The sequence below is a fragment of the Coleofasciculus sp. FACHB-1120 genome, assembly GCF_014698845.1.
Taxonomy (GTDB): Bacteria; Cyanobacteriota; Cyanobacteriia; order Cyanobacteriales; family FACHB-T130; genus FACHB-T130.
On the sequence record NZ_JACJTV010000018.1, the window covers coordinates 14,936 to 29,590 of the forward strand.

A 14,655-nucleotide genomic window follows, 5' to 3' on the forward strand; every position below is an offset into this window, starting at 1 on the left:
TGTGAGTACGCGCTATGCAGTGGCTAAGCGAGCGATCGCTCATGGCAGTCCCGACAGTCACAGGCAGCGAGAATCAGGGAAATGTTGCTGAATTAGTCATTTTTCTGATCGTCTTGTTGTTGGTTGCCACGGGAGTTGCCTTACTATCTCGACGATTTCGGATTCCCTACATTACAGGGCTAGTGTTGGCAGGATTAGCGATTACTGAGCTTTTGCCAGGTCGCATCCGTCTCGATTCCTCCTTGATTTTTAATCTTTTTTTGCCGATTCTACTCTTTGAATCGGCAATTAATACCGATATCAGTCGCCTACGCAGCACGTTTAAACCCATTGCCTTGCTAGCAGGCGTGGGCTTTCCCCTCTGCGCTGCCATCACCTCAGTCTTGCTGAAACTAGAACTGGGGTTAGAGTGGGTGCCTGCCTTGCTAGTTGGGGTCATTTTGTCAATTACGGATACCGCCTTGGTGATTGCGGTTTTCAAGGAAGTATCTGTTCCCCACCGACTGATTACCCTCGTAGAAGGTGAAAGCTTAGTCAACGATGATGTGGCGCTGGTTTTATTTAGCCTGATCTTGACTGCAAATTCAACCGGATCGTTAACGCCCCTCGATGTCGTACAGGCATTTTTGTTCGTGATTGTCGGCGGAATCTTAGTTGGCTTAGCTTTGGGCTATCTCAGTATTGGTTTATTTAGCCAAGCAGACGATCCTCTCAGCGTGATTTTACTCACGGTTGCCGTCGCGCTGGGAGCTTTCCAATTAGGCGAATTTTTCCACGTATCCGGCGTGGTTGCCGTCGTGGTGGCAGGACTGATTGTGGGCAACCTGGGGGTTTCTCGCAGTACCTCTGCTTCCACTCAAGTCACCTTGTTTAGTTTCTGGGAATTTGCCGGGTTTGGTGTCAATACCTTTATTTTCTTACTCATCGGCTTAGAGATTAATCTCATCACCCTTTGGCAGACGCTTCCAGCCGTTCTTCTCGCACTGATTGCCTACCAAGTCGGGAGGGCGCTCACCGTTTATCCACTCTTGGACTTGGTGCGTTTTTTTGATAAACCCATTCCTTTGAAATGGCGGCACGTTCTCTTTCTGGGCAATATTAAAGGCTCGCTTTCAACCGCCTTAGCGTTAAGCTTACCGGCTAATTTGCCAGGGCGAGATAAGTTGGTTGTCATTGTCTTAGGGATTGTGCTGCTATCGTTGGTGGGACAGGGAGTAAGTTTACCTGGATTTGTAAGACGTTTAAAACTCGATCAGCATTCAAAATCACGGCAGCAGATCGAAGAATTGCAAGCTCAATTAATGACTGCCAAAGCAGCGCAGGATGAATTAGAGAGTCTTCTGAAATCAGGAGTTTTACCCAAATCAATCTACGAAGAGATGCGAGCCGCTTATCAGGTGCGAGTGGCAGCTTCTGAAAGAACCTTGCGGGAGATATATAATCAGCGTCCCGAAGATGCTGCTGATGAAAGTAGCGATCGCCTAAAATTAGACCCGATTCGTCGGCAATTACTATTGGCAGAAAAGCAGGTACTCAATGACGCCCTCCGCAGGCGAATTCTCTCAGAAGAAGTAGTGCAAGAACGCATCAAAACCATTAACGAGCAACTTCTAAGTTTGGAAGATGACTAGAACACAACCCTAGGAAATCAATCACCTGATGTAACTTTTCCGATTTCGTGACGACTAGCACGGTTGCTCCCGCCTCTAGCACTGTCTTTCCATTGGGAATGACGAGATCAGTTTGAGAATGGGATTGATAGCCAATAATTAAAGAACCACTGGGAAACCGGGAATCCTGAGCGACTTGGGACACGGTATGCCCCGCAATGTCAGACTCCGGTGGCACTTTGAGTTTGAAGACTTCTACCTGACCCTGCTCAAAATGCATCATCGATTCTACTTGGGGATATTCGACAGCATTCACCATTGTGGTCACGGCTAAGTCAACCGTACTGATGACATGATGCGCTCCAGCAATTCGATAAGGTTCGGCAAAATCACTTTGGCGCATCCGAGTCACGATATGGGAGACGCCATAGTGCTTGGCAAGTGTCACCATTGCCAAATTTAAAGCATCATTGCGGAGGGCAGCAACAACCGCATCTGCCTTACGAATTCCTGCTTCCATTAGCACTTGTGTACTGACGGCACTGCCTTCAAAAGCCATCGCTCCGACTTGTTCGCGAGCATAGCCGCAGGCGGTGGGATTGGTATCGATGACGGCAACCGTGTGTCCCAATTCTACTAATTGTTGGGCTAAGTTCAGCCCGACCAGTCCTGCTCCACCAATCAATACGTACATGACTCACCTCTGTTGCAGGTATTTACGTCTGACCCTCAAAATCTACAGTGTAGTTGCTGGCGATGAGAGCCGTAAATTATCCAATAAATTATCCAAATTGTTACTCAGGGCGATCGCTTCTTTGAATTAGAACCGCAAAGGATAACGGAGCAACCGTGTCAAAAATAAGCACGTTAGCCAGTTGAAATTTTTAATCTGAAAAACTTTCCTTGTCATTCTTGAGCAGGCACCTGCCAAATCTTAATGCTGCCATCATGACTGCCACTGGCTAAAGTTTGTCCATCGGGATTGAAAGCGAAGGAATTTACTTGGCTGTCATCTCCGGCTAGGGTGCTTTTGAGTTCGCCAGTGCGGGGATTCCACAGCTGAATCGTATTGTCCAAACTGCCGCTGGCGATTGTCTGTCCCTTGGGGCTGAAAGCAACGGAATTAATTAAAGTGGCATTTCCCTTCAAAGTAGCGATCGCTTCCCCGTTGCGATGATTCCACAGCTTGATGGTGCCGTCATTACTGCCACTAGCGAGGAGTTTTCCATCGGGACTGAAGGCGACGGAATTCACCCAGTCAGAATGCCCTTCTAGGGTGCGGATGCGGATGCCCGTACGCGGATTCCATAGCTGGATGGAGCGATCGGCGCTACCACTCGCTAAGGTTTGTCCATCCGGGCTAAAGGTAACGCAATTCACAGCATCTAAATTCCCTGTCAGGGTGTGGGTGAGTTCCCCATTACTAAGCTGCCAAAGCTTGATTGTCTTGTCTAAACCAGCACTGGCTAAAGTTTTGCCATCGGGACTGATGGCAATGGATAAAACTGAGGTGGAATCCCCGCTAAGGGTGTGGATGAGTTCCCCGTTACTGAGTTGCCATATCTTGATAGTGCCGTCATAACTGCCACTGGCGACAAGTTTTTTATCCCGACTAATGGCAACGGCATGAATGGGTTTGATATGTCCTTCTAAGGTACGGATGCGGATACCTTTGGGTAAATTCCACAACTTGATAGTGCCATCTTCACCGCCACTGGCAAGAATCTGCCCATCGGTACTGATGGCGATCGCTTGCACATAGTTAGAATGCCCTGTAAGCGTGTTGAGCGGTTGGCCTGACTGGGATGCTGTAGTTAATGTAGATGCTAAGGTTAAATCCTCAGTTAAATCCTCCCCTTTTACAGGGTTGGCAGAAGATTCGAGCGAACTGCATCCAGTCAAAGTCGTCACTGCACCCAAAGCGATCACCACGAAAAATTTTCCGAACTTTGATGGATGTGTCATAGATAGTCACCGCAGAAAACATCACGTCTATCCAGGATGGATACAATATAAATTTGGAGCTGTCATCATCCAGTCGGATGAGCATATCTGGTTATGTCCCTGCCTGTTGTCGCTATTATCGGTCGCCCAAATGTGGGCAAATCTACTCTTGTCAATCGCTTGGCAGGTGTACAAGACGCCATTGTGCATGATGAACCTGGAGTCACGCGCGATCGCACCTATCGTTCTGCCTTCTGGGAAGACCGGGAGTTTGTCATCGTCGATACCGGCGGCTTGGTGTTTAATGATGACACCGAGTTTTTACCCCTGATTCGGGAACAGGCAATGTTGGCACTCTCAGAAGCGAGTGCAGCAATCTTTGTCGTCGATGGTCAAAGTGGGTTAACAGCAGCGGATGAAACGATCGCCGACTGGTTGCGTCAACAACCCGTGCCCGTCCTGCTAGCTGTCAATAAATGCGAATCCTCCGAACAAGGTCTCACCCAAGCAATTGAGTTTTGGGAACTGGGATTGGGCGAACCCTTCCCCGTCTCAGGCATTCATGGGAGTGGCACCGGCGAATTGCTCGATGCCCTGATTACCTATATCGTGCCAGCGGAAGAAATTCCCCAAACTGAAGAAATTAAAGTCGCCATTGTGGGACGCCCCAATGTCGGTAAATCCAGCTTGTTGAACGCCTTTGTCGGCGAAAACCGTTCTATCGTTAGCCCCATCTCTGGCACGACTCGCGATGCTATCGATATGCTTGTAGAACGCAACGGCAAAACTTACCGATTGATTGATACCGCTGGGATTCGCAAAAAGAAAAACGTTGAATACGGCCCAGAATTTTTTGGAATTAATCGCGCCTTTAAAGCGATTCGTCGTGCCGACGTAGTTTTATTAGTCATCGACGCAGTCGATGGCATCACCGAACAAGACCAAAAACTGGCTGGGCGGATTGATGAAGAAGGTCGCGCTTGTGTAATCGTCATCAATAAGTGGGATGCTGTTGAGAAGGATTCCTACACCATCTATGAGTTTGAACGCAACTTTAAAGGACGGTTGAACTTTATCGATTGGGCAGAAACGATTTTTGTCAGCGCTCAAACAGGTCAGCGGGTGGAAAAAATTCTGGATTTAGTGAATACAGCCGCCGAACAACACAAACGCCGCGTCACGACTGCTGTAATTAATGAAGTGCTACAAGAAGCAATTTCTTGGGTTTCCCCGCCCACGACCCGCCAAGGGCGTCAGGGCAAGATTTATTACGGCACCCAAGTGAGCAGCCAACCCCCAGCGATCGCGCTATTTGTCAACGACCCCAAACGATTCAATGACAACTATCGCCGCTACATCGAAGGTCAATTCCGAAAACAGTTGGGTTTTACTGGAACTCCAGTGCGCTTATTCTGGAGAGGGAAAAAAGTCCGCGAGATGGAAGCGGGCAGTCGTAGTAACCGAGCCACTCGCGTTTAATCAATTAAAAATTAAAAATGTAAAATAAATTTTTGCATTTTTAATTTTTAATGTTTAATTTTTAATTTTCTATGGATTTACTGCGATCGCTACCGCTGGGGCTGTACCTTGAACAACCAATCACTTGGCTGCATCACCTCGACCCCAGGGTGAAAATAGCTTGGTTGATGAGCTTTCTCATTGCTCCAGTCCTGGCAAATCCCATCTGGCGCATCGCCCTGGCGGTGCTGCTAGTTGCTATTACTTTGACGGCGGCGATTCCATTGCGCGTGTGGAAGCAACAAATGGGTTGGCTGTTAATGCTGTGCTTTTTTGTCTTCATCCTGAGCATGGTTGCCCCCGATGGACTTGGATCGGACTCTCAGCCCCGTCTCCCAGCCGATGAGATATCTTTTCAACAACCCCCCCCTACTCCGAAACCAGGAGTTGTTAAAGAATCCGCTTCAACTCAAAAACCAAAGGCGACAAAACCAGTCCCGACTGAAAACCCTTCAAAATACCGCTACGTCCTATTTAATCAAGGGCCAGTCAAAATTACTCGCAAGTCCTTGGATCTTGCAATTAACGTCAGTACCTTACTATTTACCTTAATTTACAGCACCAACCTGTTTTTGCTGACCACAGCTCCAGAGGAAATTACTGCGGGGATCGAGAGTTTGATGCGACCGCTGCGAGCATTCAAATTTCCCGTGACAGAAGTTGCTCTAACCTTAACTTTATCGCTGCGCTTTATTCCTCTGGTTTTAGAAGAAGTGCAGAATTTAGTTCGTTCCGTGCGGACACGGGCAATCAACTGGAAAAAATTGGGCATCCGAAAAAGCCTGCAACTTTGGTTGATGGTCGCCGAACGGTTGCTCGAAAATCTCCTTTTAAGAGCCGAGCAAATTGCGAGCGCTATGAAGGTTCGCGGCTTTACCAGTCCCGATCGCCATCGCGTTCAATGGCACCAGTTGCGTCTCAAGAAGAGCGACTGGGCGGGGCTAGTGAGTTTAGTTGTACTTTGGGGGGCACGGCTGATCTGGGGATGGGAGACTTAAAAATTAAAAATTAATATGAAACCTTGGTTTTGGCGATCGCTTCCTCTTCAACATCGAACTGGCTCAGAAGTATTCGCCGCTCTGTTTCTGGACGCCGGTAAAATTGCCACCCTACTCGAAAGCCCCTACAATCCGCTCCTTCAACACTCACCTGAAGCCAAGAATGCGATCGCCAGATATTCGATTTGTGCCGGTGCGCCGCGCTTTATAGATGGCGTGCAGGCAGTATGGACTCCACCCGTTGGCGAGATCCTCCCCTTCCTAAGTCGCTTGCGGCAACGTTCTGCCTTCAGGGATGAGTCTCTACAGCCCTCAGACCTGCCTTTCACTGGCGGCTGGCTAGGATGGCTGGGTTATGACCTGGCTTGGGAGATTGAGCAGCTACCCCATTTAAACTCTGACCCCCTACCATTCCCGGTTGCTTATTGGTATGAACCGGCATCCTTTGCCGTCCTCGATCACTGGGAACAAACCCTATGGCTAGCCGCTAGCGATGAAGCCGAACTCGATTCCTTGCAAAACCTGCTAGAAAGCCGAACGCAGGACGAAGTCGTAGAAGAGCCAGTAGAGTCTTCAATCCAAAATCAAAAATCCCCTCATTTCCATTTTTGGACGCCCCAAACTGATTACGAAGATGCGGTGCGGCAAGCGAAAAAGTATATCCAAGCTGGAGATATCTTTCAAGCAAATCTTTCCCTACGCTTTGAAAGCCGTGTAACTGCCCGTCCTTGGGCAATTTATCAAGCGTTACACCAAATCAATCCTTCTCCCTTTGCTAGCTATTGGCAGACCCCGTGGGGGGCACTCATCAGCTGTTCTCCAGAAAGATTGGTTCAGATGCAAAGAGATGGAGATGCGAAATTTTGTGTCTCTACGCGACCGATTGCAGGAACGCGATCGCGCGGCAGCACCCCCGCCCTCGACGAGCATCTGGCGCAAGACTTGATTGCCAATTCCAAAGAAAGAGCGGAACACATTATGTTGGTGGATTTAGAGCGGAACGACTTGGGGCGTGTGTGCGAGTGGGGTTCTGTAGAAGTCAACGAACTTTTCACCGTTGAGCGCTACAGCCATGTCATGCACCTCGTGAGCAACGTCATCGGCAAAATTCGCCCAAACTACGACGCTGTTGACCTGATTCGCGCCTTCTTCCCCGGCGGTACTATCACTGGCTGTCCGAAAGTCCGTTGCATGGAAATCATTGAAGAACTCGAACCCGTGCGTCGCAATTTGTTCTATGGTTCCTGTGGCTTTCTCGATTGGCGCGGGCACCTAGATTTAAATATCCTGATCCGCACCCTCCTCTATCCCAATCATGCCGATGCAGCGATGATTTATGGGCAAGTCGGGGCGGGAATCGTTGCCGATAGCGATCCAGAGCGAGAATGGCATGAGTCTCTACACAAAGCTCAAGCTCTCCTGGCAGCCCTGGGAAGTTTTAATGTTATTAGTGATTAGTTCTGGGTCATCAGTCAAGTGCCATTGGCGAGTGGCTGTCAGGCAGGGTTTTGAAGAGCCACTCTTATGAGCAACTAGCAACAGAATGATTCGGCTGGGAACGGATATTGTTTATATGCCTCGGATTAAAGCCGCTGTTGAACGCTTTGGCGATCGCTTCTTGCAGCGCGTCTATACTTTTGATGAACAACAAGATTGCGGCTACACTCAGGATGATAGCAGTCGCCTCTCTATCAACCAGCTAGCAGGGCGCTGGGCGGCAAAAGAAGCCGTTGCTAAAGCACTGGGAACTGGATGGCGGGGAGTCAGCTACACCGATATTGAAATTCGACGTTTACCTACAGGTGCGCCGCAAGTGTTTCTCCATCATTCAGCCGCCGCCCAGACAGCAGGCTGGGGAGATTGTCAGTGGCAACTAAGCATCAGCCATGATGGCGATTATTCAGTAGCCACCGCTATCCTCGTTTGCTCACCCTGAAAAACGTCGCCAATTCCCAAACATTCTCTCTGAGGTGCCCGAATACAAGCTATCATCTGCATAGTTTGAACTAGAGTGAAACATCTTGGGTTTCAACAGAGAGCGGCTGGCGTGAGTCGCACTGCCGCTTAAACTCTTCGACTTTTCCCAATCCCTCCCTTAGGGATGGGCATTCTTCGCGTGGATGTTAATGAGCAGCGAAACCTATTTAAATCACCCTACATTTGGCTTACTTTACAGAGTATGTCTGCTTGAGGACAGCCAGGAACTATTTACGACCCTTTATGCCCAACGTCTCTTCTTTTTGGTGAATACCAGTCCTACGGGCATCACGTTTGAACCGATTACCCGCAGTGATGGTCGCCTCATGGTGGAAAACCGTTTGCGGATGCTCCGTCGCAACGGTCAAATGGAGGAGTACACCCAACTTCAGGCTATTCATAAGCGAACATTTCAATAGGGGTAAGCGATTAAAAATTAAAAAATCCTTTTTAATGCAAGCATTTTTAATTTTTGCTTCCCTGCCTATTTTCAAGTGAAGTTAAATGACTGGAGCGATCGCCCAACGCCTTTCTGAAATTCGTCAGCAACTGCCGGAATCTGTCCGCCTCATCGCCGTCACGAAACAGGTTTCCCCTGAAGCCATGCGCGAAGCTTATGCAGCGGGAGTAAGGGATTTCGGTGAAAGTCGCATCTCTGAAGCTGAACTCAAACAAGCGCAACTGCAAGATTTACCAGACATCACCTGGCACCTGATTGGACACCTCCAGAGTAATAAAGCTCGAAAAGCCCTAGAACAATTTCAGTGGATTCACTCGATAGATAGTTTAAAATTAGCCCAACGATTAAACGAACTGGCGCTTGAGCTGTCGCGCTCGCCCTTCATCTGCCTCCAAGTGAAACTGCTGCCAGATCCCAATAAGTACGGGTGGACAGTTCCTCAACTGCTTGCCGATTTACCAGCCCTGAATGAGTGCTACAATCTGCAAATTCAAGGTTTGATGACAATCCCGCCTTTCGATCTCAAGGCTTCTGAAATCCTGTCAGTTTTCGATAGAACCCGCAAACTAGCCGATGAGATCAGACAGCAAAACTGGTCAAATATTCAAATGCAGCAGCTATCAATGGGAATGTCAGGTGATTACCCACTAGCTGTGCAATCTGGGGCAACAATGATACGTTTGGGGCGAATTCTTTTTGGAGAACGGGCATCCTGAAAAGCCCCACTCCGCTTACAGATGTCAACATCTATTCCGAATAGATGAGTAGGGTAATTAAGAGGCATCGGATATTATATTGCCAGCACGACTATATGATTGTTATTGTCGTTTCCTTAAACTAGGACTGCTGCCTCAAGGGTGCCCTGCGATCCCAGCCCCAAAGTCTAACCTTAAATCGTGATGGAGCGTGAACTGTGAATAATATTTTTTCTAAGCTACGAGATTTCGTGGGCCTCAATGAGCCAGCTCACTACGAGTATGACGAGTACGAAGAAGCCGAGGGAGAAGAGTACCAAAATCTCTATCAAGAACAGCATCCTCAACCGACGACAGCAGAAGAAGAACGTCGCCAGAGCCGTCGGGCGCGGACAAGCACACCTGTTGCACGAGAAATAGAAATGGGGACAACAATGAATAATGTAATTGGGATGCCCGGTTCGGTGAATGGTATTTCAGAAGTGGTTGTGATGGAGCCACGTTCTTTTGAAGAAATGCCCCAAGCGATTCAAGCTTTGCGCGAGCGGAAGTCAGTCGTGCTAAACCTGACGATTATGGACCCAGATCAGGCGCAACGGGCTGTAGACTTTGTTGCCGGTGGCACTTATGCGATCGATGGGCACCAAGAGCGAATCGGCGAAAGTATCTTTCTGTTTACACCGAGCTGTGTTCAAGTCAGTACCCAGACTGGCGTGGTTCACGAAGTGCCTCAACCACAAGTCCGGATTCCCCGTCCCTCTGCCCCTTCCCCAGCTTGGTCAAACGAACCGACCCGGATGGCGCAGTAAAATTTCTGAATCGAGACGCTTGTTAGCGGTCAATGGTCAGTCGTAACGACGAAAAACAACTGACCGCCGACAACTGACTTTTCATGCTGATAGGGATTGGGGGACGAGGTTGGCTACTAAATTCGGCATGATTGGTGGCGGGGTAATGGGAGAAGCTCTATTATCCCGCCTGATGCAAAAACAGCTTTATGCCACAGAAGAAGTCTTGGTGAGTGAGCCGCAAAGAGAGCGGCGAGACTTTTTGGCGCAGCAGTACGGCATCCAGGTGACGGCAGAGAATCGGGCGGTAGCGGCGGCAAAGGAGGTGCTGTTACTGGCGATTAAACCTCAAGTGTTTGCAGCGGTGGCGGCAGACTTGGAGAAGGAAATTTCTGCCCAAGCGTCGCCGCCGGTGGTGATTTCGATTATGGCGGGTGTTTCTTTGAGTCAACTGGAAGCAGCTTTTCCCCAAGCTCCAGTGATTCGGGCGATGCCGAACACCCCAGCGACGGTAGGGGCCGGAATGAGTGCGATCGCGCTGGGTCAGTACGCTACCCAGCAGCACCTAGAACAGGCAAAGGAGATCTTCCAGGCGGTGGGAGAGGTCGTTGAGGTGCCAGAATCCTTAATGGATGCGGTGACAGGACTTTCGGGTTCGGGTCCCGCCTATGTGGCGCTGATGGTGGAAGCACTTGCAGATGGTGGGGTGGCGTCTGGATTGCCAAGAGCGATCGCGTCTTCGTTAGCCCTACAAACTGTCTTGGGGACTGCCCATCTGTTGCACGAATCGGGAATGCATCCCGCTCAACTCAAAGACCGCGTGACTAGCCCTGGAGGTACAACTATCGCTGGGATTGCCCAGTTAGAGCGGGCTGGTTTCCGCTCAGCTTTGATTGAAGCAGTGGTGGCGGCTTCTCAGCGCTCTCAGGAGCTGGGTCGTTGATAGGTAGTCTTGATGGGCAAGTAAATGTTTTATTCCTGCTGCCAGAAGTAAAATGATTTATTAACAATACTTTATGTGGCAAAAATGGGCGAATAGAGTCTTTATTTTTAGCCTTTTACTGATACTAGCTGTTACACTCTTTCCTTATGATTTTGCCTTTAAAGAGAATGCTAGTAAAATAAACTATCGCTTTCTCACTTCAGAATTTTTTAAATTAAGAAATTTTTACGACTTAATCATTAACGTTTTATTATTTTTCCCCTTTGGTTTTACCTTTTCCTGTTTGACACAGCGAAAAAGATTTCCAGAATTAAAGACACTTGGTTTCACCTTATTAATTTCTTTTTGTTTAAGTTTTATAATCGAGGTTTTGCAATTATTTATCCCTTCCCGAAGTTCCTCCCTATTTGATATTGGTTCCAGTATTTTAGGTGCTTTTATCGGCTTTCTATGCTTTCGTGTGGGGAAAGAGAAAATCCAGGAAGCAACCTTAAATCTTGTTAGAAGCAATAAGAGCTTTCTTTCAATCAAAAAGTTAACGGCTGCTTTTATTGGATATATTCTATTAATTTTTATAATGACCCTTGTTTGGCAAGATGCTGGAAACCTCAGCGGTTGGAATCAAACTTTCCCGCTGAGTCTTGGCAACGAACCAACAGGAACTAGACCTTGGAAAGGCTATATTTCCGAGCTATATATCGCGAATAAAGCAGTTTCAGACCAAGAAGCAGAGTCCGCCTTTTCCTCGGAAGTTCCATTTTCTGCAATCAAAAAAGACCTAGTAGCTGTATATCAATTGACAGGTACAGGCAGTTATCCCGATTTAACGGGGCACCTTCCAGATTTATCTTGGCGAGAAAACTCTCCAACCACTCAGGATCAAAGGGGTGTTTCTCTCGATTCCAATCATTGGCTAGAGACAAAAAGCTCTGTAGCTTTGATTACACAAAAGATTGCCGCAACTTCTGAATTTACGCTAGGTGCCGTTGTCGCTACTGCTGACACAATGCAGCATGGTCCTGCCCGGATTATTTCACTTTCAGCAGATGATGAAAACCGCAATTTTACCCTTGGACAAAAGGGAGCAAATTTGGTGTTTCGAGTGCGAACTCCAGCCACTGGCAAAAACGCCACAAGTTATCAACTAAATGTTCCAGATGTTTTTGGAGACACCAACAATCATCAGCTGCTTCTCACCTATAAAGGGTCAATTCTTCAAATTTACATAGATGGAGTAAAACAACCCTACTCCCTGAAACTGATTCCAGAAGTGATGACTTTTCAGCTATTACCTTTTGATGCTAATAGTATCAATCTAGGAATCTACAAGATTTTGTATTATGGATTAATCTTTATCCCTCTGGGTTTATGTTTAGCACTCATTCGTGCCAAAGCCAGGGGAAAAGTTATTTTTTATGCCTTGTTGCTTTGTGGAGGGATTTTAGTCCCCGCTTTAATATTGGAAGTCATGTTAGCAACTGGAACCCAGCGAGCAATTAGGCTAGAGAATCTACTTTTTAGCATGGCACTTGCTGTTAGCACCATGCTAATCGTGAAAAGGTGGGCTGAATCTTGGTTACGAGGCGAGATAGCAGCATAAAAACGAGCAGAGACGCGAAATGGCATTGAGTACCAGAACGCTTACGCATCTCTACTCTTAGGAATTTTGTTCGGGTTCTGTTGATAATTTTTGACCGATTTGGGGTTCGGTACCGGCAAGTAAACGCTCAATGTTGCTGCGGTGTCGCCAGACGACGTAGACACCGCCAGCGATCGCAAATAGTAGATAAGGTAACGGCTGCTGAAAAATCAGCATTAAAATAGAAACCGCGATCGCACCCGCAATCGAGCCGAGAGAGACAATTCGAGAAACGGCGACAACCACGCCAAACACTACCGCCGTTCCCAACGCTACAGGTAAGGACATGGCGAATAAAACGCCTAGGCTCGTGGCAACTGATTTCCCACCCGTGAAGTTCAACCAGACAGATTTACTGTGACCGATGCTGGCAGCGAAGCCGGTGCCAGCGACTAACCAAGATTGCCAGGTGGCAGGCAGGACAAGAGTTGGCGCAAAGGTTGGTGCAAAGATATACAAAGCATAAACCAAAGCGATCGCGCCGACTCCTTTAAACAGATCGATCAGTAACACCCCGATGGCTGGCCCTTTTCCCAAGGTTCTGAGAACATTAGTGGCACCCGTAGAACCAGATCCCTGCTCTCGAATATCAATCCCTTTGAGCCAGCGTCCTGCCAAATAACCCGTAGGAATCGAGCCTAAGAGGTAGGCTGCGATTAACAATGCCCCACTTAAAGCCAGTTGTAGACCCATCTAACGCCTCTTGCTTGTAGCTCAATTAGTCTGTCGCTAATATCTCATATCAGCGGACATCTGCTGAGGATCGGGTGCAAAAGCTAACCACAAGGGAAATTGCAGCAGCGATAGATTAATCTGATCTTCTGTCTCATCAATGATAATCAGCGGCATCTGGCGTTCCTTGACGAGACGCTCTGCCTTTTGCACAACTGCTTCTGAAGATTCAAACAAAACAATTCCCTGTTCTGGCCCAAAATCAGAGCGGGAAATCCCCAGACAGTCTTGCAAACCCCGCCGCCATTCGCCAAGTCGTTCTGGGGAGTTGGCGAGAATCAGGGCGCGAACGCGATCGCCATACAGTGTGCTTAATACCGAGATGACGGAAGAAGAAATCAGGATATTTTGCAGGCGACTGCCCATCGTCCGCAAAGCGCCTCTTCCCCCTTGCGTGAAAAACCAGTTCGCGACTCGCTCCGCATGAACTGGCTCAAAGGTACGACGCAATTGCCAGGGCGGGCCATAATAGTCAGGTCGCGTCCGGTACTGGTCTAAAATACTGCGAATTTGTTTTGCAGTTGATTGAAAGCTCTGTTCTGTAAATTTGGGGTTTACAGGCGATGCAGCCTTCGACTCTTCCACGACTGGAACTGCCTTTGGGGGTTCTGGTTCCTTCTGGAGTTGCAATTCTTCTGCTGCTACCACCAAATCTTGTAAGCTACCGACCAAATAATCTTTAAAGCCTTGCACCCGAATGGCTAATTCTTGGGAGGTACCAGCAAAGGTTCTTCGCATTTCCTCTCGGATGCGTTCCCGTCGTCGTTCCAGCTGTTCAACGGAAATTTGTAGTGTTTGTCTGCGTTGTTCCAGCTCGTTCAAAGACTCCTGCACCAGGCGATTTAAAGCCGCTTGAGTTTGGGCCATCTGGTCTTGCAGGATTTTATTATGAGAAGCTTGCAGGGCGGCAATTTCCTGAATTAATGCCTCTTCCTGCTGTTGTAAATCAGCCACCCGTTGCTCTAAAACAGAGACGGAATTTTCCACCGCTAAAGTAACATTTGGCTCCTCAGGCTCCTCAGAATTCTCTGATTCCTCAACAACGGAGACTAAAGTTACATTTAGCTCCTCAGGCTCCTCAGAATTCTCTGATTCCTCAACAACGGCGGCAATTTCCGCTTCTGAATCATCAAATGCCTCCACAACAGCGGCAATTTGTAATGCTACAAGATTGTCTGAGGCTGGATCGGCAGTTACAGTTTCCTCTTCTGGCGCTTCTAAATTGTCCGATGCTTCAACAACTGGCTGTTGCTTTTGTTCTTGCTCTTGTTCTTGTTCTTGGGTTTGAGGTTCGTCTGAATTCATCTAACAATTAACAATTAACAACTAACAATTAACTACTCATCTGTAG

General features: G+C 48.1%; 14 protein-coding genes. 10 read left to right on the forward strand and 4 right to left on the reverse strand.

The features are described from left to right. Nucleotides 1–41: 41 nt before the first annotated feature. Nucleotides 42–1,631, forward strand: coding sequence for a Na+/H+ antiporter (locus H6H02_RS16480; protein ID WP_347342624.1), 1,590 nt, complete (start codon nucleotides 42–44; stop codon nucleotides 1,629–1,631). Here H6H02_RS16480 and H6H02_RS16485 read toward each other — a convergent pair. Both H6H02_RS16485 and H6H02_RS16490 read right to left on the reverse strand, forming a co-directional pair. Continuing rightward, nucleotides 1,597–2,304, reverse strand: a complete 708-nt coding sequence (locus tag H6H02_RS16485; protein WP_190819668.1) for a TrkA family potassium uptake protein — start codon at nucleotides 2,302–2,304, stop codon at nucleotides 1,597–1,599. The two genes, H6H02_RS16480 and H6H02_RS16485, sit on opposite strands and share 35 nt — an antisense overlap. A 212-nt stretch (nucleotides 2,305–2,516) precedes the next feature. Then, nucleotides 2,517–3,575, reverse strand: coding sequence for a WD40 repeat domain-containing protein (locus H6H02_RS16490; protein ID WP_190819670.1), 1,059 nt, complete (start codon nucleotides 3,573–3,575; stop codon nucleotides 2,517–2,519). A gap of 93 nt (nucleotides 3,576–3,668) precedes the next feature. Between H6H02_RS16490 and der the strand changes: the two genes are divergently transcribed. The 9 genes from der (at nucleotide 3,669) to H6H02_RS16535 (ending at nucleotide 12,533) form a co-directional block, all read left to right on the forward strand. After that, nucleotides 3,669–5,033, forward strand: coding sequence for a ribosome biogenesis GTPase Der (gene der / locus H6H02_RS16495; protein ID WP_190819672.1), 1,365 nt, complete (start codon nucleotides 3,669–3,671; stop codon nucleotides 5,031–5,033). Nucleotides 5,034–5,104: 71 nt separating this feature from the next. Further along, complete coding sequence (locus H6H02_RS16500) at nucleotides 5,105–6,070, forward strand: CbiQ family ECF transporter T component (RefSeq protein WP_190819674.1); 966 nt, start codon at nucleotides 5,105–5,107, stop codon at nucleotides 6,068–6,070. 15 nt (nucleotides 6,071–6,085) lie between these two features. Beyond that, nucleotides 6,086–7,528 carry an anthranilate synthase component I gene (locus H6H02_RS16505; RefSeq protein ID WP_190819676.1) on the forward strand — a complete coding sequence of 481 codons (1,443 nt, stop codon included), beginning with the start codon at nucleotides 6,086–6,088 and terminating at the stop codon, nucleotides 7,526–7,528. 85 nt (nucleotides 7,529–7,613) lie between these two features. Next, the gene (acpS, locus tag H6H02_RS16510) at nucleotides 7,614–8,006 is read left to right on the forward strand and encodes a holo-ACP synthase (protein WP_190819678.1); all 393 of its coding nucleotides are present in this window, start codon (nucleotides 7,614–7,616) and stop codon (nucleotides 8,004–8,006) included. 190 nt (nucleotides 8,007–8,196) lie between these two features. Continuing rightward, on the forward strand, nucleotides 8,197–8,466 hold the full coding sequence (pipX, locus tag H6H02_RS16515; protein ID WP_190410751.1) for a transcriptional coactivator PipX: 270 nt from the start codon (nucleotides 8,197–8,199) through the stop codon (nucleotides 8,464–8,466). An 85-nt stretch (nucleotides 8,467–8,551) separates the two neighbouring features. Further along, complete coding sequence (locus H6H02_RS16520; RefSeq protein WP_190525208.1) at nucleotides 8,552–9,223, forward strand: YggS family pyridoxal phosphate-dependent enzyme; 672 nt, start codon at nucleotides 8,552–8,554, stop codon at nucleotides 9,221–9,223. 197 nt (nucleotides 9,224–9,420) lie between these two features. Further along, a complete protein-coding gene (locus H6H02_RS16525; RefSeq protein ID WP_190819680.1) occupies nucleotides 9,421–10,011 on the forward strand; it encodes a cell division protein SepF in 591 nt (196 codons plus the stop codon). Nucleotides 10,012–10,120: 109 nt separating this feature from the next. Then, entirely contained in the window at nucleotides 10,121–10,933 is an 813-nt protein-coding gene (gene proC / locus H6H02_RS16530) for a pyrroline-5-carboxylate reductase (RefSeq protein ID WP_190819682.1), read from the forward strand. A gap of 73 nt (nucleotides 10,934–11,006) precedes the next feature. After that, nucleotides 11,007–12,533, forward strand: coding sequence for a VanZ family protein (locus H6H02_RS16535; RefSeq protein WP_190819684.1), 1,527 nt, complete (start codon nucleotides 11,007–11,009; stop codon nucleotides 12,531–12,533). A gap of 57 nt (nucleotides 12,534–12,590) precedes the next feature. Here the strand turns inward: H6H02_RS16535 and plsY are convergent, their stop codons facing one another. Both plsY and H6H02_RS16545 read right to left on the reverse strand, forming a co-directional pair. Continuing rightward, nucleotides 12,591–13,265, reverse strand: coding sequence for a glycerol-3-phosphate 1-O-acyltransferase PlsY (plsY, locus tag H6H02_RS16540; RefSeq protein ID WP_190819686.1), 675 nt, complete (start codon nucleotides 13,263–13,265; stop codon nucleotides 12,591–12,593). Nucleotides 13,266–13,301: 36 nt separating this feature from the next. After that, nucleotides 13,302–14,609: a DUF3086 domain-containing protein gene (locus H6H02_RS16545; RefSeq protein WP_190819689.1), complete on the reverse strand. Its 1,308-nt coding sequence runs from the start codon at nucleotides 14,607–14,609 to the stop codon at nucleotides 13,302–13,304. Nucleotides 14,610–14,655: the final 46 nt, after the last annotated feature.